Annotated in this window: 16 protein-coding genes, 2 tRNA genes and 1 pseudogene; 11 read left to right on the forward strand and 8 right to left on the reverse strand. The window is 72.0% G+C overall.

All coding sequences use genetic code 11. From position 1 onward, the window contains the following. Positions 1-406 (forward strand): annotated as a pseudogene (locus ASD33_RS36275) (transposase); the annotation flags it as partial. Positions 407-414: 8 nt separating this feature from the next. Here ASD33_RS36275 and ASD33_RS12720 read toward each other — a convergent pair. Then, on the reverse strand, positions 415-939 hold the full coding sequence (locus ASD33_RS12720) for an NUDIX hydrolase (protein WP_056558006.1): 525 nt from the start codon (positions 937-939) through the stop codon (positions 415-417). Then, the gene (locus ASD33_RS12725; RefSeq protein WP_056558008.1) at positions 936-2,354 is read right to left on the reverse strand and encodes a zinc-dependent metalloprotease; all 1,419 of its coding nucleotides are present in this window, start codon (positions 2,352-2,354) and stop codon (positions 936-938) included. The genes ASD33_RS12720 and ASD33_RS12725 overlap by 4 nt, the downstream gene beginning before the upstream one ends. A gap of 306 nt (positions 2,355-2,660) precedes the next feature. Here ASD33_RS12725 and ASD33_RS12730 point away from each other — a divergent pair, with 306 nt between their 5' ends. The 4 genes from ASD33_RS12730 to ASD33_RS12740 all read left to right on the forward strand — a co-directional run bounded on the left by ASD33_RS12730 (position 2,661) and on the right by ASD33_RS12740 (position 5,848). Next, positions 2,661-3,770 (forward strand): SDR family oxidoreductase, encoded by a 1,110-nt coding sequence (locus ASD33_RS12730; RefSeq protein WP_056558084.1) that lies wholly within the window; start codon positions 2,661-2,663, stop codon positions 3,768-3,770. A gap of 101 nt (positions 3,771-3,871) precedes the next feature. Next, a complete protein-coding gene (locus ASD33_RS12735; protein ID WP_056558010.1) occupies positions 3,872-4,333 on the forward strand; it encodes a molybdenum cofactor biosynthesis protein MoaE in 462 nt (153 codons plus the stop codon). 129 nt (positions 4,334-4,462) lie between these two features. After that, positions 4,463-4,687, forward strand: a complete 225-nt coding sequence (locus ASD33_RS34105) for a hypothetical protein (RefSeq protein WP_079044738.1) — start codon at positions 4,463-4,465, stop codon at positions 4,685-4,687. A gap of 72 nt (positions 4,688-4,759) precedes the next feature. Continuing rightward, positions 4,760-5,848, forward strand: a complete 1,089-nt coding sequence (locus tag ASD33_RS12740; RefSeq protein WP_056558012.1) for a PDZ domain-containing protein — start codon at positions 4,760-4,762, stop codon at positions 5,846-5,848. 111 nt (positions 5,849-5,959) lie between these two features. Here ASD33_RS12740 and ASD33_RS12745 read toward each other — a convergent pair whose 3' ends face one another. Next, entirely contained in the window at positions 5,960-6,511 is a 552-nt protein-coding gene (locus ASD33_RS12745; RefSeq protein WP_056558014.1) for a PPA1309 family protein, read from the reverse strand. 135 nt (positions 6,512-6,646) lie between these two features. On the opposite strand from ASD33_RS12745, the gene ASD33_RS12750 reads away from it, so the two are divergent. From ASD33_RS12750 to ASD33_RS12765, 4 genes are all read left to right on the forward strand, one after another. Next, entirely contained in the window at positions 6,647-9,616 is a 2,970-nt protein-coding gene (locus tag ASD33_RS12750) for a UPF0182 family protein (RefSeq protein WP_056558015.1), read from the forward strand. Positions 9,617-9,660: 44 nt separating this feature from the next. After that, positions 9,661-9,734: transfer RNA gene (locus ASD33_RS12755), tRNA-Met, on the forward strand. Positions 9,735-9,938: 204 nt separating this feature from the next. Further along, positions 9,939-11,909, forward strand: a complete 1,971-nt coding sequence (locus ASD33_RS12760) for a tetratricopeptide repeat protein (protein ID WP_056558017.1) — start codon at positions 9,939-9,941, stop codon at positions 11,907-11,909. A gap of 70 nt (positions 11,910-11,979) precedes the next feature. After that, positions 11,980-12,053: transfer RNA gene (locus tag ASD33_RS12765), tRNA-Met, on the forward strand. 93 nt (positions 12,054-12,146) lie between these two features. On the opposite strand, the gene ASD33_RS12770 is transcribed toward ASD33_RS12765, so the two are convergent. Continuing rightward, positions 12,147-12,566: a Fur family transcriptional regulator gene (locus ASD33_RS12770; RefSeq protein ID WP_056558019.1), complete on the reverse strand. Its 420-nt coding sequence runs from the start codon at positions 12,564-12,566 to the stop codon at positions 12,147-12,149. 127 nt (positions 12,567-12,693) lie between these two features. Between ASD33_RS12770 and ASD33_RS12775 the strand changes: the two genes are divergently transcribed. Then, positions 12,694-14,145: a catalase gene (locus ASD33_RS12775; RefSeq protein ID WP_056558022.1), complete on the forward strand. Its 1,452-nt coding sequence runs from the start codon at positions 12,694-12,696 to the stop codon at positions 14,143-14,145. Between the two features lie 68 nt (positions 14,146-14,213). On the opposite strand, the gene ASD33_RS12780 is transcribed toward ASD33_RS12775, so the two are convergent. Together ASD33_RS12780 and hisN are read right to left on the reverse strand one after the other, a co-directional pair. Next, positions 14,214-14,603 (reverse strand): CBS domain-containing protein, encoded by a 390-nt coding sequence (locus ASD33_RS12780; RefSeq protein WP_056558024.1) that lies wholly within the window; start codon positions 14,601-14,603, stop codon positions 14,214-14,216. Positions 14,604-14,797: 194 nt separating this feature from the next. After that, complete coding sequence (gene hisN / locus ASD33_RS12785) at positions 14,798-15,607, reverse strand: histidinol-phosphatase (protein WP_056558026.1); 810 nt, start codon at positions 15,605-15,607, stop codon at positions 14,798-14,800. Positions 15,608-15,737: 130 nt separating this feature from the next. On the opposite strand from hisN, the gene ASD33_RS12790 reads away from it, so the two are divergent. Further along, on the forward strand, positions 15,738-16,373 hold the full coding sequence (locus ASD33_RS12790) for a TetR/AcrR family transcriptional regulator (RefSeq protein ID WP_056558028.1): 636 nt from the start codon (positions 15,738-15,740) through the stop codon (positions 16,371-16,373). Here the strand turns inward: ASD33_RS12790 and ASD33_RS34110 are convergent. Continuing rightward, positions 16,265-16,588 carry a multidrug efflux SMR transporter gene (locus ASD33_RS34110; protein WP_079044739.1) on the reverse strand — a complete coding sequence of 108 codons (324 nt, stop codon included), beginning with the start codon at positions 16,586-16,588 and terminating at the stop codon, positions 16,265-16,267. The two genes, ASD33_RS12790 and ASD33_RS34110, sit on opposite strands and share 109 nt — an antisense overlap. A gap of 93 nt (positions 16,589-16,681) precedes the next feature. Then, positions 16,682-17,695: a ribosome small subunit-dependent GTPase A gene (rsgA, locus tag ASD33_RS12795; RefSeq protein WP_056558030.1), complete on the reverse strand. Its 1,014-nt coding sequence runs from the start codon at positions 17,693-17,695 to the stop codon at positions 16,682-16,684.

Below are 17,695 nucleotides of genomic sequence, written 5' to 3' on the forward strand. Positions count from 1 at the left end.
CATCGAGCACACCTTCCGCCTGTTCAAGCAGACCCTCGGCTGGACCCGCCCGAAGATCCGCACCCCCGAGGCGGCCGACCGTTGGACCTGGCTGATCCTCGCGGCCTACACCCAACTGCGACTGGCCCGGCCACTTGCAGCCGACCGGCGCCGGCCATGGGAAAGGCCCGTTCCTGCAGACAGGCTCACCCCCGCCCGTGTCCGCCGCGACTTTCGGCACATCCGCCCGAGGACCGCCTGCCCCGCCCAGGCACCGAAATCTGCCCGCCCCGGACCCGGACGACCACCCGGTCGGAAGAACACCCGGCCCACCCCACGCCACGACGTCCACACACCCCGCAAGACGGGCACCACCACGTCCCGGAACAAGAAGTCGACCACCCCACGGCCCCGCCGCACAGGTTAAAGATCAAGCTAGGCCAGCCGGGCCAGCGTGCCCTCCACCAGCCGGACCACCGAGGTGTCCGCCACCCCCGCCACCTCGTCGTACGCGAACCAGCGCAGGTCCAGCGACTCGTCACTGATCTGCTCCACCGCGTCCGCCGGGGCGAGCGCCGCGTACTGCACGTCCAGATGCCAGTGGCAGGGCGCCGGGATCGGGTGCCGGTCCAGCCGCACCGGACCGCCCGGCAGCAGGGTCAGACCCGCGATCCCGGACTCCTCCGTCGCCTCGCGCAGCGCCGCCGCCTCGACCGTCGGATCGCCCTCCTCGCAGTGGCCGCCCATCTGCAGCCACATGCCCAGCTTCTTGTGCAGGGTCAGCAGCACCCGCCCGCGCGCCGGGTCGACCACCAGCGCGCTGGACGTCAGATGGCCGGCCGTGCAGGGCTTGTACATGCCGTCCGGGTGGGCGGCGAGATGCCCCAGATAGGCATCGCGCAGCTCCGGCTGGTCCTCGTACCCCTTCAGGACGAGGACCGCGTCGTCGTACAGCGTCACTCCTTGCCGTCCCCGTCCTCGGGGGCGTCGCCCTTCGCCGCCTCGCCGAGCATCTTGTCGATCTCGGAGAAGTCCAGGTGCTCGCGGTGCACGAAGCCGTCCGGGTCGTCCAGGTCGGTCGCCGTCGGCAGCATGTCCGGGTGCTCCCACAGCCCGTCCCGGCCGTCGACCCCGCGCGCGTCGGTCAGCGAGGCCCACAGACGGGCCGCGTCCCGCAGCCGTCGCGGACGCAGCTCCAGACCGATCAGCGTCGCGAAGGTCTGCTCGGCGGGACCGCCCGAGGCCCGGCGCCTGCGCAGGGTCTCGCGCAGCGCGTCCGCCGAGGTCAGCCGCGACTTGGCGGCCTCGTGGACCACCGCGTCCACCCAGCCCTCGACGAGCGCGAGCGCCGTCTCCAGACGGGCCAGCGCCGCCTTCTGCTCCGGGGTGTCCTCCGGCTGGAACATGCCCTGCTGGAGGGCCTCCTGAAGCTGCTCGGGATGCGTCGGGTCGAGCTGGCCCACCGCCTCCTCCAGCTTCGAGGTGTCGACCTTGATCCCCCGTGCGTAGCCCTCGACCGCGCCGAACAGGTGCGCCCGCAGCCACGGCACGTGCGCGAAGAGCCGCTGGTGGGCGGCCTCGCGCAGCGCTAGGTACAGCCGCACCTCGTCGGAGGGCACGCCCAGGTCCTTGCCGAACGCCTCGATGTTCAGCGGCAGCAGCGCGGCACGACCGGCCGGGCCCAGCGGCAGACCGACATCGGTCGAGCCGACGACCTCACCGGCGAGCGCGCCGACGGCTTGCCCGATCTGCTGGCCGAACATGGCGCCGCCCATGGAGCGCATCATGCCGATCAGCGGGCCCGCCATGGCCTGCATCTCCTCCGGCAGGACGTCGCCCATCGCCGCGCCGACCCGCTCCGCGACCGGGTCCACGAGCTGCTGCCAGGCCGGCAGGGTCGCCTCGACCCACTCGGCGCGGCTCCACGCCACCGCCGTGTTCGACCCGGAGGGCAGCGAGGTGACCTCGTCCAGCCACAGGTCGGCGAGGCGCACGGCCTCCTCGACCGCCGACTTCTCGGCCGGGCCCACGCTGGCGTCCTTGGTGCCGTCGGCGGTGCCCTGGGCCACCACCTGGCGCGCGATCTGCTTGGCCATGTCCCAGTTCACGGGACCGCCCTCGTAGCTCAGCATCTGTCCGAGCTGCTGGAAGGCCGCACCCAGGTCGTTGGGGTTCAGCGAGCCGAACATCGCCGCGAACGGGTTGTCCGCCCCGCCGGCGCCGCCCATGCCCGGCAGCCCGCCGAAACCGAACGGGTTCGCCCCGAAGGGGTTGCCGCCGCCCTGGCCACCTCCGGTGGGGTCCTTCTTCTTGCCCTCGTCGCCGTTCTCCGGCTCCTCCGGCGGAAGGCCGAATCCGAATGGGGTGTCACTCACAGGTTTCCTCGGCTCGTAGGGCCGCCGGCCTCCTGCCGACAGCGACTGCCCGACCAGGCCTGTCAGACAGACCCGCACACCACCAGCGTAGGTGGTGTCCCGCCGACCGGGCCGGGCTCGCAACGCCCGGCACGCACGCACCGGAGGCCGCTCCCCGTTCCGGCCCGGTCGGCGGGACACCCTCCGACATCCGGGCCGGAAATGGGCTCGGTGCTCCGCCGGGCCGTGCCCTGCGGCAGGATGGACGCCACCTGGTCCGTACGCGTCATCCGCGTACGTACTGAAGACAACCGCTGGAGACGCCCGGTGAGTTCCCCAGATCCTCAGGTTCGCGGAGCGCGAAACCACTCAACCCGGTCCGCCGCGCGCGGCCCCGTCGTCGCGGTCACCGGTGCCGCGTCCGGTGTCGGTGACCTGCTGACCAGGCGCCTCGCCGCCTCCGACGAGATCAAGAAGGTCGTCGCCATCGACGAGCGCCGGGGCGAGGTCGCCGAGGCGCACTGGCACGTCCTCGACGTCCGCGACCCGGCCATCGCCGAGAAGCTGCGCGGCGCCGACGTCGTCGTGCACCTCGCCGTCGATCTCGACCTGGAGACCGACCCCGCCGCCCGGACGGCCTACAACGTGCGCGGCACCCAGACCGTGCTGACCGCCGCCGCGGCCGCCGGCGTCCACCGGGTGGTGCTGTGCACCTCCGCGATGGTCTACGGCGCCCTGCCCGAGAACGACATCCCGCTCTCCGAGGACGCCGAGCTCAGGGCGACCGCCGAGGCCACCGGCGTCGGCGACATGCTGGAGATCGAGCGCCTCGGCCGCCGGGCGCCCCGCGCGCACCCCGGCCTCAACGTCACCGTCGTCCGCCCCGCCGTCCTCGTCGGCGGTACGGACACGGCGCTGACCCGCTACTTCGAGTCGCCCCGGCTGCTCGTCGTCGCCGGCTCCCGGCCCACCTGGCAGTTCTGCCACGTCGAGGACCTGGTGAGCGCCCTGGAGTACGCGGCCCTGGAGAAGGTCGACGGCGAGTTCGCGGTCGGCTGCGAGGGCTGGCTCGAACAGGAGGAGGTCGAGGAGCTCTCCGGTATCCGGCGCATGGAGCTGCCCTCCGCCGTCGCCCTCGGCGCCGCCGCCCGGCTCCACCGGATCGGGCTCACCCCGTCCCCGGCGGGCGACCTCGCCTACACGATGCACCCGTGGGTGGTGAGCGTCGGCCGGCTGCACGACGCCGGCTGGCGGCCGAAGTGGACGAACGAGGAGGTCCTCGCCGCGCTCCTGGAGGAGGCAGCGGGCCGCCACACGGTCGCCGGCCGCCGCCTGGGCCGCAAGGACGCCACGGCGGCCGGCGCGGCGGGTGCGACGGTGGCCCTGCTCGGCACGGCGGCGCTGGTCCGCCAGATGCGGAAGCGGCGCGGGATCTGACCGGGCCGGCCGGCGGTCTGTAGGACCCTCCTACGGCGACGCGCGACCGCCGGTCGAAACCGCTATTCCGGGTTCACGCGCGCGTACGGCACGATGGGTCCATGGCACACACGCACGACCACCCCGGCGAGCAGGCCGCCGCCGACCCGATCAAGCTCCTCGCGATCCGGGAGACCCCGCTCTCCCTCGACGAGGTCTTCCGGGCGGTCGGTGACGACGCCTCCGGCGGTACGACGCTCTTCGTCGGCACCGTGCGCAACCACGACGGCGGCGCCGACGTCGACGGGCTCGGCTACTCCTGCCACCCGACCGCCGAGGCGGAGCTGCGCAGGGTCGCGGAGAAGGTCGTCGCGAACTACCCGGTCCGCGCGCTCGCCGCCGTCCACCGGGTGGGTGATCTGGTCGTCGGGGACGTCGCGGTGATCGTCGCCGTCTCCTGCCCGCACCGCGGCGAGGCCTTCGAGGCCAGCCGCAAGCTCATCGACGACCTCAAGCACGAGGTCCCCATCTGGAAGCACCAGACCTTCTCGGACGGCACCGAGGAGTGGGTGGGGGCTTGCTGAGGGCCGCAAGCCGACGCGCCGACACCGCGTAGCCGAACGCCCGATTTGCGTAACCGGCCCCCAAGCGCCAGCGTTGACATCACAGATGAAACAGTCTGCTGATCAACTCACTGGGGATGGGAGGTCGGGATGGCAGCGCTCGCCTGGTTGCTGATTCCGCTTTTCGCAGTCGTCGGCGCGGCGATATGGGGAAGCTGGGCTTCGAGGAACAAGACCATAGGTGACGTGGCCGAACTCGCCGGCTACGCCCGCTTCCGGGACGCGATGGAACGCGCCCACACCACGACACCGGATTCCGCTCGACCGGAGCGCGAACCGGCTGCGGCCACCGCCCCGGTCACCACCTCGCCGTAGCGCCGACGCGGGCCGCCTCGTACGGACCCGCCCCAGGGGTGCACCCACAGGCGAGTCCCGTACTGTCGTTCCATGCCACGCCGCACCGCGACGATGCTCGCCTCCACCCTGGTCCTGATCTGTCTGCTCATCGCGGGCGTTCTGATCCCGGTGCCGTACGCGGAGATGAGCCCGGGCCCCACGGTCAACACCCTCGGTGAGGCCAGGGGAGAGCCCGTCCTGCAGATCTCGGGACACAAGACCTACCCGACCGACGGTCACCTCAACATGACGACGGTCCGCGTCACCGGCGCGGACTACCGGATGAACGCGGTCGAGGCCGTCTACGGCTGGCTCGCCCACGACAACGTGGTGGTGCCGCACGACACGCTCTACCCGGACGGCAAGACCGAGGAGCAGTCGAGCCAGGAGAACGCCGAGGAGTTCAGCCAGTCCCAGGAGAGCGCCAAGGTGGCGGCCCTGAAGGAGCTGGGGATCCCGGTGGTCTCCCGGGTCGTGGTCGGCGCCGTGGTCAAGGGTTCGCCGGCCGAGGGCAAGCTGCACGCGGGCGATGTGATCAAGGCCGTCGACGGCGTGCCGATCGCCGCGCAGGCGGACGTCGCCAAGCAGGTGGTGAAGCGGAAGCCGGGCCAGGACGTCGCGTTCACGATCGTCCCCGCCAAGGAGGCGGCCGCCGCCGAGAAGGCCCGCAAGGAGCCGACCGTCACCCGGAAGGTGGTCATCACGACCACCACCTCGGAGGAGGGCGACCGGGCCGTCGTCGGCATCCAGGCCGGCACCGACCACGTCTTCCCGTTCACGATCGACATCAACCTGGCCGACGTCGGCGGCCCCAGCGCCGGTCTGATGTTCGCGCTCGGCATTGTGGACAAGCTCACCCCCGACAGCCTCACCGGCGGCCGCTTCATCGCGGGCACCGGAACCATCGACGACGCGGGCGAGGTCGGCCCGATCGGCGGCATCGAGATGAAGCTGGTGGGCGCGCGCAACGCCGGCGCCGAGTACTTCCTCACCCCGGCCGACAACTGCGCGGCGGCCGCCGCCGACACGCCCGACGGCCTCACCCTGGTGAAGGTGAACACCATCGACGACGCCACGAAGTCCCTGGAGAAGCTCCGCAAGGGCGACACGAAGGCCCTCCCGAGCTGCTCGAAGAGCTGAGCACGGGGGACCGAAGCGCCGACCGACCACGGGGGCCGCGGAACCGGGCACCGACACGCCGAAGGGGCGCCCGCCGGACCGGCGGGCGCCCCTTCGGCGTGTCGCAGGGACTCAGGACTCGAACGTCGCCGCCAGCGCCTCCGCGAGGCCCGGCACCAGGTCGGGGCCGGTCAGCACCTCCGTCGCGGTGTCCTTCTCGCGCAGCCGGATCGCCGCCTCGCGCGCGCCGCCGCGCAGCACCGCCACGGTCATCCGCACCTCCTGCCGGTCCGGGTGCGCGGCCACCCACTTGGCGAGCTGCTTCTCGTTCAGCCCCTGCGGGACCTGGGCCTCCGCCGACGGGGGCAGCATGAGCCGCTCCACCGTCATGGCGCAGCCGGCCACGCCCTTGGGCCAGGCGATCGTGCCGAGGAACTCGTCGAGGGGCTTCCCGCGCGGCAGCTTCTCCTGCTCGATCGGGGTGTAGGCGGTGGCATCGTGACCCAGGCCCAGCTGGGAGGCGAGCGCGGGTTCCTTGGCGCGCAGCCGGGCGGTGTCGACGAGGGCGAAGAGGCGGGCCGGCTGGTCCCAGCCGAGGCCCGCCGCGTACTCGTCGATCTCGAGCACCGCGCGGGTGAGGGGGCTCGCGGCCATGGCCGGGCCGGAGGGGGAAACGTTGGACATGACCAATATCCTGCCTCCTCTTCCCCGGAACACGGGAACTAGGTAAAGCCTCAGTAAGTTGCACCAGTGGGCTCTACGATCGCGGGGCCTGCTTTCAGACGCATCAACATCGAGGGGCGCACGTTGGCTTTCCAGATGCCGGACCGGGGCGGTAGCCCGTCCGGGCCGAGGATGAGAGTCGGCCGGCCGTCCCGGCGGGCCCGCACCCTGCTCATGACTCTCGGGGTGCTGGCCGTCCTGGCCATGGCGTTCGTGATGTTCGCCGGGTTCTGGACGGACTGGCTCTGGTACCGCTCGGTCGAGTACTCGTCCGTGTTCACCACCACGCTGTGGACCAAGATCGGTCTCTTCGCGGTCTTCGGCCTGCTGATGGGCCTCGCCGTCGGCTTCAACATCTGGCTGGCGTACCGGCTGCGGCCGCCGCTCAGCGCGATGTCGCTGGAGCAGCAGAGCCTCGACCGGTACCGGATGGGCCTGGCCCCGTTCAAGAAGTGGGTGCTGCTCGCCGTCACCGCCCTGGTGGCGCTGATCGCCGGCGCCTCCGCCTCGGGCCAGTGGCGCACCTGGCTCATGTGGGTCAACGGCGTGAAGTTCGGGCAGAAGGACCCGCAGTTCGGGCTCGACGTGTCGTTCTACGCCTTCGACCTGCCCTGGTACCGCTTCCTGCTCGCCTTCGGCTTCGCCGCCGCCGTCCTGTCGCTGATCGCCGCCGCGCTCACGCACTACCTGTACGGCGGGCTCCGGATCACGAGCCCGGGCGCGCGTGCCACCGCCGCCGCCACCGGTCACCTCTCGGTGCTGCTCGGCCTCTTCGTCGCGCTCAAGGCCGTCGCGTACTGGCTCGACCGGTACGGCCTGGCCGTGAAGTCCAGCGACTTCAAGGCCACCGGCAACTGGACGGGCCTGCGGTACGTCGACGCCAACGCGTACCTGCCGGCGAAGACGATCCTGTTCTGCATCGCCGTCATCTGCGCGCTGCTGTTCTTCGCGACGCTCTGGCGCCGCACCTGGCAGCTGCCGGTGATCGGCTTCGGTCTGATGGTGCTCTCCGCGATCCTGATCGGCGGTCTGTACCCGGCGATCGTGCAGAAGTTCCAGGTCCAGCCGAACGAGCAGGCCAAGGAAGCGCCGTACATCCAGAAGAACATCGACGCGACCCGCAAGGCGTACGCGATCGACGGGACGAAGCCCGAGAACTACTCGGGCAAGTCGACGGTCAAGGCCAAGGACCAGCTGCGCACGGACGCCGACACGGCGGCCGCCTACCGGCTCCTCGACCCCAACATCGTCTCGCCGACGTTCCAGCAGCTGGAGCAGAAGCGGAAGTACTACCAGTTCCCGACGACCCTGGACGTGGACCGCTACAAGGGCAAGGACACCGTCGTCGGTCTCCGTGAGCTCAACATCAAGGGCATCCCGAAGCGGAACTGGATCAACGACCACTTCACGTACACCCACGGCTTCGGCGCGATCCTGGCCTCGGGCACCCAGACCGACGCCAACGGCTCCCCGGTCTTCACCGAGGCCGGACTGCCGACGACCGGCCAGCTCGGCACGTACCAGCAGCGGATCTACTACGGCGAGAAGACCGACCAGTACTCGATCGTGGGCGGCCCGCAGAAGGAGCTGGACTACGAGGAGAACGGCGAGAAGACCACCAGCTACAAGGAGAAGAGCGGCGTCAGCCTCTCCAGCGCCTTCAACCGCGCCGCGTACGCGGTGGCCTTCAGCGAGCCGCAGATCCTCTACTCGGGGGCCATCGGCGAGGGCTCGCGGATCCTCTACAACCGCACCCCCAAGGAGCGCGTCGAGGCCATCGCGCCGTGGCTGACCATCGACGGCGACGCCTACCCGGCGGTCGTGGACGGCCGGATCCAGTGGATCATCGACGCCTACACGACGACCAACGGCTACCCGTACGCCTCGCGCACCACGCTCGGCGACACCACGGCCGACTCGCTGACCGTCGGCAACCAGCAGCGCGCGGTCGTCGCCCAGCAGAACCAGGTCAACTACATCCGCAACTCGGTGAAGGCCACCGTCGACGCGTACGACGGCACCGTGACCCTCTACGAGTGGGACACCGAGGACCCGGTCCTCAAGACCTGGATGAAGGCCTTCCCCGACACGGTCAAGGCGAAGTCCGACATCGACGCCGACCTGATGCAGCACCTGCGCTACCCGCAGGACATGTTCAAGGTCCAGCGCGAGCTGCTGACCCGCTACCACGTCACCGACCCGGCGCAGTTCTACAGCGGCTCGGACGCCTGGCAGGTGCCGGACGACCCGACCAACAAGGACGGCAACGCGGTCCCGCCGTACTACCTGAGCATGAAGATGCCCGGGGACACGTCCCAGCGCTTCTCGCTGACGACGACGTTCACGCCGAACGGACGGCCCAACCTGGGCGGCTTCATGGCGGTCGACGCCGACGCCACCAGCAAGGAGTACGGCCGGCTGAGACTGCTGCGGGTCACCGAGGACGTGCCGGGCCCGGCGCAGGTGCAGAGCAAGCTGAACGGTCTGCCGTCGGTGGCCACCTTCGTCCGGGACATGAAGGGCGCCGACTCCGACATCCAGTACGGCAACCTGCTGACCGTCCCGCTCGACGGCGGATTCCTGTACGTGGAACCGGTCTACGCCCAGGGCAGGAACGCGCTCTACCCGCTCCTGAAGAAGGTCGCCGTGTCGTACGTGGACGCGGACCAGCCGGAGGGTGACACGACCAAGGACACCACGGTGTTCGAGGACAACCTCACCAAGGCGCTCAACGCGGTCTTCGGGGTGGAGGCGCCCACCACGCCGCCCACCACGCCCACGACCCCGCCGGGCACCACCAACCCGCCGCCGGCCTCCAACGACGCCCAGCTGAAGCAGGCCATCGCCGACGCCCAGAAGGCGTACGACGAGGGCGAGGCGGCGCTGGCGAAGCAGGACTGGGCCGCCTACGGCAAGGCCCAGGAGGACCTCCAGGCCGCGCTCCAGCGGGCCGCGGACGCCGGGGCGAAGCTCAAGCCGTCCGGAGCGAGCGCGCCCCCTGCACCGCCCAAGAGCACGCCCTCCAGTACGCCCTCCAGCACCCCCTCCCCGGGATCAGGCGGCTGACCTGGGTTTTCCACCCCGCGTCCGTGGTACTGTTGGTTCACCGACGCGGGGTGGAGCAGCTCGGTAGCTCGCTGGGCTCATAACCCAGAGGTCGCAGGTTCAAATCCTGTCCCCGCTACTCAGAGGACGAGGGCCCGGATCCATAAGGATCCGGGCCCTCGTCGTGTGTCGGCGTGCGCGGGGGGCCCGAAGCGCGGTAGGGAAGGGGCGAGTTGGCGTGAGTCGTGTTTGACTTGTCTCTCTGTGGGCATGTCGACAAAACGCTGAGTGACCTCACTGGCTGCGGTATACCAGGTGTGCTCGGGTTGCGGGTGGTGCGACGATGGTATTTATGGGGGACAGGGCAACTCTGTTGGAGACAGGGCGGTTTGTGCAGCGGCACGCCAGAAACGCCGCAGACGAGATCATCGAGGCAGTAGGGGCCGTCGATGCGGCCGTCGACACCACCGCCGAGACCGATGCCGACACCGAGAACGAGACCGAGACCGAGGCCCGCCACCGGCGTGCCGCCGAGTGCGGCGACCTCGCCTCGATGAGCGCCCTCGGCGCGCTGCTGCTGCGCCGCGGTGACCTCGACGGCGCCGAGCCCCATCTGCGCGGCGCCACCGCCGAGGGCGACCGGGCCGCCGCGAACAACCTCGGCGTCCTGCTGCACCAGCGCGGCTACGCCGAGGAGGCCGCCGGCTGGTGGCGGGTCGCCGCCGTCGCCGGCTCCGCGCCCGCCGCCCACGCCCTCGGCCGCCACCACCGCGAGCGCGGCGACGAACCCGCCGCCGAGTACTGGCTGCGCCAGGCCGCCGAGCAGGGCCACGCCCTCGGCGCGTACGCTCTCGCCGACCTCCTGGAGCACCGCAGCGACGTCGGCGCCGAGCGCTGGCTGCGCGCTGCCGCCGAACAGGGCCACCGCGAGGCCGCCTACCGGCTCGCCCTCGCCCTGGAGCGCCGCGCCACCGAGACCACCCGCGGCCCGCACGAGACCGGCACCCGGCTCAGGACGCCCGGCACCGGCGCGCTCGTGCCCGGCGGCGCCGCCACGGGCGCCGGAACCGCCGCGCCCGCGGGCGCCCCCGGCGAGCCCGGGGGAGAGCCCACCGAGGCCGAGCAGTGGTTCCGGCAGGCCGCCGCGCGCGGCCACCGGCGGGCCGCGCTCCACCTCGGCGCGATCCTGGAGCACCGGGGCGAGCTCAAGGAGGCCGGCCGCTGGTACCTCAGCTCCGCCAAGGAGGGCGAGGCCAAGGCCGCCTGCGCGCTCGGCTTCCTGCTCCGCGACGCCGGCGACGAGGAGAGCGCCGCCGTGTGGTGGCTGCGCGCCGCCCAGGACGGCGACGGGAACGCCGCCAACGCGCTGGGCGCGCTGCACGCCGCCCGGGGCGAGCAGCAGACCGCCGAGCGCTGGTACCGCGCCGCCATGGACGCGGGCGACGTCAACGGCGCCTACAACCTCGGGCTGCTCTGCGCCGCCCAGGACCGCATCCCGCAGGCCGAGCAGTGGTACCGCCGCGCGGCCTACGCGGGCCACCGCGAGGCCGCCAACGCGCTCGCCGTGCTGCTCCTCCAGGCCGGCGACGCCAACGGCGCCGAGCCCTGGTTCTCCAAGGCCGCCGAGGCCGGCAGCGTGGACGCCGCCTTCAACCTCGGCATCCTCCACGCGGGCCGCGACGACGACCGCACGGCCCTCGTCTGGTACGAGCGGGCCGCGGCCGCCGGGCACACCGAGGCGGCCCTCCAGGTGGGCATCGCGGCCCTCAGGGACGGCGACGAGCGGACCGCCGAGCGGCACCTGCGCTGCGCGGCCGGCGGCGGCAGCGCCGAGGCCGCCTTCCGGCTGGCCTCGGTGCTCGACGCGCGCCGCCCCGAGCCCGGCCCCGCCGTGCTCGGCGCGCCCCGCGAGGAGAAGTCCGAGTGCGAGGAGTGGTACGAGCGGGCCGCCCAGCAGGGCCACCGGCGCGCCCAGGTGCGGGTCGGGATGCTCGCCGCCGGGCGCGGCGACCTGGCCGAGGCCGACCGCTGGTACCGCGAGGCGGCGGAGGCGGGCAGCCGCAACGGCGCCTTCAACCTCGGGCTGCTGCTCGCCCGTGAGGGCAGCGAGCGCGAGGCCGCCCTCTGGTGGGCCAGGGCGGCCCGGGCCGGGCACGGCCGTGCCGCGCTGCGGCTCGCGCTGCTCGCGGCCCGGCGCGGGGAGCTGACCGAAGGGCGCCACTGGTGCGCCCGCGCGGTGGAGCTGGGCCCGGCGGAGGTCGCGGAGCGGGCGGCCCGGCTGAGCGAGGCGCTGCACCAGGAACTGACCGCCTAGGGCCTGTGGGGGCCGCGCGGCAACGGATTTGCGCTGGTCGGGGGAGGTCCCGTAGAGTCAGGTTCACCGACGCGGGGTGGAGCAGCTCGGTAGCTCGCTGGGCTCATAACCCAGAGGTCGCAGGTTCAAATCCTGTCCCCGCTACTCAGTAGCAACGAAGGCCCTTCGTCGTACCCGCGCTGATGCACGGGGCATGAAAATGGCCCCCGCCGGAGCGGGGGCCATCTCGGTGTCTCGTCAGGCCGTCGTGGCGCAGCTCGGGCAGATGCCCCGGTACGTGACCTCGACGTTCGAGATCGTGAAGCCGAAGCGCTCGGTGTCCGGGAGGTCCGCCAGCGGGTCGCCGCCCGGGTGGACGTCGCGGATCGCGCCGCAGCGGCCGCAGACCAGGTGCTGGTGGGGCCGGTGGGCGTTCGGGTCGTACCGTTTGGCGCGGCCGTCGGTCGCGACCTCGAGGACCTCGCCGAGGGTGACCATCTCGCCCAGCGTGTTGTAGACGGTCGCGCGCGAGATCTCGGGAAGGCGCGTCACTGCGCGCGCGTGGACCTCGTCGGCGGTCAGGTGCACGTGATCCCCGTCGAGGACCTCGGCCACGACGCGTCGCTGCGCGGTCATCCGCCAGCCGCGTCCGCGCAGTCGTTCCAACAGGTCGCTCATGAGGGTCAGGGTAGCAGTCGCGGGCCCGTATCCCGAACAGGTGTGACTTTGGATGTTCACTTGACTTGGACAAAGTCCATTGTAGGGTCGAGTGCGGCACAGCAGGGACAGGACGCAGGAGGCGCACGTGACGCAGGGACCGCTCACCACGGAGGCCGGCGCGCCGGTCGCGGACAACCAGAACAGCGAGACGGCGGGCGTCGGCGGCCCGGTGCTCGTCCAGGACCAGCTCCTCCTGGAGAAGCTCGCCCACTTCAACCGGGAGCGCATCCCGGAGCGCGTGGTCCACGCGCGCGGTGCGGGCGCCTACGGCACCTTCACCCTCACCCGTGACGTCTCGCGGTGGACGCGCGCCGCGTTCCTCTCCGAGGTCGGCAAGGAGACCGAGACCTTCCTGCGCTTCTCCACCGTCGCGGGCAACCTCGGCGCGGCCGACGCCGTGCGCGACCCGCGCGGCTGGGCGCTGAAGTTCTACACCGAGGAGGGCAATTACGACCTCGTCGGCAACAACACCCCGGTGTTCTTCATCAAGGACGCCATCAAGTTCCCCGACTTCATCCACACCCAGAAGCGCGACCCGTACTCGGGCTCGCAGGAGGCGGACAACGTCTGGGACTTCTGGGGCCTCTCCCCGGAGTCGACCCACCAGGTGACCTGGCTCTTCGGCGACCGCGGCATCCCCGCCTCGTACCGCCACATGAACGGCTACGGCTCGCACACCTTCCAGTGGAACAACGAGGCCGGCGAGGTCTTCTGGGTCAAGTACCACTTCAAGACCGACCAGGGCATCAAGAACCTCACCCAGGACGAGGCCAACCGGCTCGCCGGCGAGGACCCGGACTCGCACCAGCGCGACCTGCGCGAGGCCATCGAGCGCGGCGACTTCCCGAGCTGGACCGTGCAGGTCCAGATCATGCCCGCGGCCGACGCGGCGACCTACCGCTTCAACCCCTTCGACCTCACCAAGGTGTGGCCGCACGAGGACTACCCGCCGATCGAGATCGGCAGGCTGGAGCTCAACCGCAACCCGGAGAACATCTTCGCCGAGGTCGAGCAGTCGATCTTCAGCCCCGCGCACTTCGTGCCGGGCATCGGCCCCTCCCCGGACAAGATGCTCCAGGGCCGGCTCTTCGCCTACGGCGACGCCCACCGCTACCGCGTCGGCATCAACGCCGACCACCTGCCGGTGAACCGCCCGCACGCCACCGAGGCGCGCACCCACTCCCGTGACGGCCACCTCTACGACGGCCGCCACAAGGGCGCGAAGAACTACGAGCCGAACAGCTTCGGCGGCCCGTTCCAGACGGACCGCCCGCTGTGGCAGCCCGCCCCGGTCACCGGCGTCACCGGCGACCACGCCGCCCCGGCGCACGCGGAGGACGACGACTTCGTTCAGGCGGGCACCCTCTACCGCCTGATGTCGGAGGACGAGAAGGGCCGTCTGGTCGCGAACCTCTCGGGCTTCATCGCCAAGGTCTCGCGCGAGGACATCGTCGAGCGCGCGATCGGCAACTTCCGCAAGGCGGACGGAGACTTCGGCAAGCGGCTGGAGGCCGCGGTCCAGGCCCTGCGCGGCTGAGGGCGCTTGTCGTAGGAGAGGGCGGGCCGGACTTCCGTACGGGGTCCGGCCCGCCTTCGCGTGTCCGCTCAGCCCGCCACGCTGTGCACCGGGATCCAGCAGCGGATGATGTCGCGCACGGAGACGATGCCGACCGGCCCGTGGTCGTCGAGGACGACGAGATGGCGGAAGCCGCCGCGGGTCATCGCCTCGGCCGCCTCCGCCAGGGTCCAGGAGGGCGCGGCGAAGACGACGTCACGGGTGGTGTGGGAGCCCGCGGTCTCCCGGTCGGGATCCTGCTCGCGGGCGAGCGAGTTGAGGATGTCGCGCTCGGTGAGGATGCCGAGCCCGCCGGCGTCGGTGTCGAGGACGACGGCCGCGCCGACGCGGCGCGCCGCCATCAGCCGGGCGGCCTGTCGGAGGGTGTGGGCGGGGCCGATGGTGAGGACCACGGTGCTCATGGCGTCACGGACGAGCATGGGCGGAGCCACCTCCTTGGTGAAACGTTCCCGCCTTCAACGAGAACGGATTCACAAGTTCACAAGCGGGGGGACTCTCAGAGTGGCACCGGGGGAGGGACCCGACAAGGGGGCGCGCGAAGCGCCCCCGGGAGCGCGTCGGCGCGCTCGGTCCCGCGCGTCGCCGCGCTCCCGGGGGCGGGGAGGAGGCGCGCTCAGGCGCCCGCGTCCTCCTGGTTGAGGTAGCTCAGCAGCTCGCCGTGGAGCAGACCGTTCGAGGCCGCCGCGTTGCCGCTGTGCGGGCCGTGCCGGCCGTCGAGGCCGGTGTACGTGCCGCCGGCCTCCTGGACCACGATCGACACCGCCGCCATGTCCCACAGCGACAGCTCCGGCTCCGCGCAGATGTCCACGGAACCCTCCGCGACCATCATGTACGGCCAGAAGTCGCCGTACGCACGGGTCCGCCAGCACGCGCGCGTGAGGTCGAGGAAGCCCTCGAGGCGCCCCCGCTCCTCCCAGCCGCTCAGCGAGGAGTACGCGAAGGAGGCGTCCTCCAGGGTGGCGACCTTCGAGACGCCCAGCCGGGTCGCCGAGGCCAGGCTGCGGCCGGTGTACGCGCCGAGGCCCTTCGCCGCCCACCAGCGGCGGCCGAGCGCCGGCGCCGACACCACGCCGACCACCGGCTGGAAGCCGGTCTCCCCGGCCTCCATCAGCGAGATCAGGGTCGCCCAGACCGGCACCCCGCGCACGTAGTTCTTCGTGCCGTCGATCGGGTCGATCACCCAGCGGCGCGGGCCCGAGCCCTCCACGCCGTACTCCTCGCCGAGGATCGCGTCACGCGGCCGCGCGCGGTGCAGCTGACCCCGGATCAGCTCCTCGGCCGCCTTGTCGGCCTCGCTCACCGGGGTCATGTCCGGCTTGGTCTCGACCTTGAGGTCGAGCGCCTGGAACCGGTCCATGGTGGCCGCGTCGGCGGCATCGGCGAGGACATGGGCGAGACGCAGATCATCGTGGTAATCGGCCATGGTCGGCACTCTATCCCCGCGCGATCCCCGCACGGAGAACCGTCCACCGCGACCCCTTGACAGGGCGTGGGCGGCTCCCGACGCTGGGCCCCTGAGCCGCGTACGGAAACGTCCGCTCCGGGAGGCGACGATGCCGACTGCCCGTGAGGCCCTGCTCGACGCCGCGGTCGCCGCGCTCGCGCACCGGTCCTGGTCCGCCGTGCGGATGGCCGACCTGGCCGCCGCCGCCCGGGTCTCCCGGCAGACCCTCTACAACGAGTTCGGCAGCAAGGAGGGCCTCGCCCGCGCCCTGGTGCGCAGGGAGGCCGACACCTATCTCCAGGGCGTCCGGCGGCTGCTCGCCGCCCCCGCCCCGCCCGAGCGGAACCTCGTCGCCCTCGCCGAGTGGATCGTCGCCCGCGCCGCCGTCCGCCCGATACTGCGGGCCCTGCTCACCGGCGCCTGGAACGAGCGGCTGCCCCAGCCCCGGCCGGTCCGGCCCGGCGGCCGGCTCGCCCCCGTCCCCGCCCAGCGGCGCGCCGACGAGGGCCCGCCCGCGCCGGGCGAACTCGTGGCGGAGACCGCGGCCTGCGCGGGGGAGGAGTGGGCGGCCGGCTGCGAACTCGCCGTACGGATCGCCCTCAGCCATGTCGTCGCACCGGCCCTGCCGGTGGGCCCTCAGTGTGCCGAACCGGAGAGCTGGAGCCCGATGACCCCCGCGATCACCAGGCTGATGGACACGATCTTGAGCGTGGACACCACGTCGCCGAGGAAGACCATCCCGTAGATCGCCGTCCCGGCCGCCCCGATCCCGGTCCACACCGCGTACGCCGGACCCACGTCCAGCTTCCGCAGCGCGAGCGTCAGGAGGCCGAAGCTGCCCAGGGCGAAGGCCGCGAAGGCGACCGTCGGCCACAGCCGGGTGAATCCGTGCGAGAGCTTCAGGCAGACCGCGAATCCCGTCTCCAGGATCCCCGCGACCACCACCAGCAGCCACGCCATCGTCAGTGCCTCCCACGCCCGTCGGTGACTGCTTCGTCGCACTTGGTGCGATTATGCACTTACCGGTCGTGGGAGCCCGTAAACGTGGACGGCTCAGTCGCCCTCGCGTCGTTCCCTGGTCGCCAGGAGCCGGCGCAGCGAGACGAGCCGCGCCGGATCGGCGTGCCCCTCCGCCACCCAGGCGTCGAGCGCGCAGTCCGGCTCGTCGTGGCTGCACGCGCGCGGGCAGTTCTCCGTACCCGGTACCAGGTCGGGGAAGGCGAGGATCACCCGGGACGGGTCCACGTGGTGCAGGCCGAAGGAGCGGACGCCCGGGGTGTCGATGACCCAGCCGCCCTCCTTGTCGTTGAGCGGCAGCGCCAGCGCGGAGGTGGTGGTGTGCCGGCCGCGGCCCGTGACCGCGTTGACGAGACCCGTGGTCCGCCGTCGTTCCGGCGGGACCAGGGCGTTGACCAGGGTCGTCTTGCCGACGCCGGAGTGCCCGACGAAGGCGGTCGTCCGGCCCTTGAGGTGCTCGTGGACCCGCTCGGCCGCGACCCCGTCGACGAACTCGTCGCGGGTGGTCACCACATACGGCACGCCCAGCGCCCCGTACATGTCCAGGAGCGCGTCCGGCGGCGCGAGGTCCGACTTGGTGAGGACGAGCAGCGGGGTGAGGCCGCCGTCGTACGCGGCGACCAGACAGCGGTCGATCAGCCGGGGGCGCGGCTCGGGGTCGGCGAGCGCGGTGACGATCGCCAGCTGGTCGGCGTTGGCGACGACCACCCGCTCGTACGGGTCGTCGTCGTCGGCCGTGCGGCGCAGCACCGAGCTGCGCTCACCGATCCGGACGATCCGGGCGAGGGTGTCCTTCTCGCCGGAGAGGTCGCCGACGAGCGAGACCCGGTCGCCGACCACGGCGGCCTTGCGGCCCAGTTCGCGGGCCTTCATCGCCGTGACGGCGATGTCGTCGACCAGGACGGTCAGCCGGCCGCGGTCGACGGTGAGGACCATGCCCTCGACGGCGTCCTCGTGCTTCGGGCGGATGGTCGTACGGGGACGGGTGCCCTTGCGGTTGGGCCGCTGGCGGATGTCGTCCTCGTCGGTGTGCTTGCCGTAACGCCGCAT

It is taken from the genome of Streptomyces sp. Root1304 (assembly GCF_001426405.1).
GTDB lineage: Bacteria > Actinomycetota > Actinomycetes > Streptomycetales > Streptomycetaceae > Streptomyces.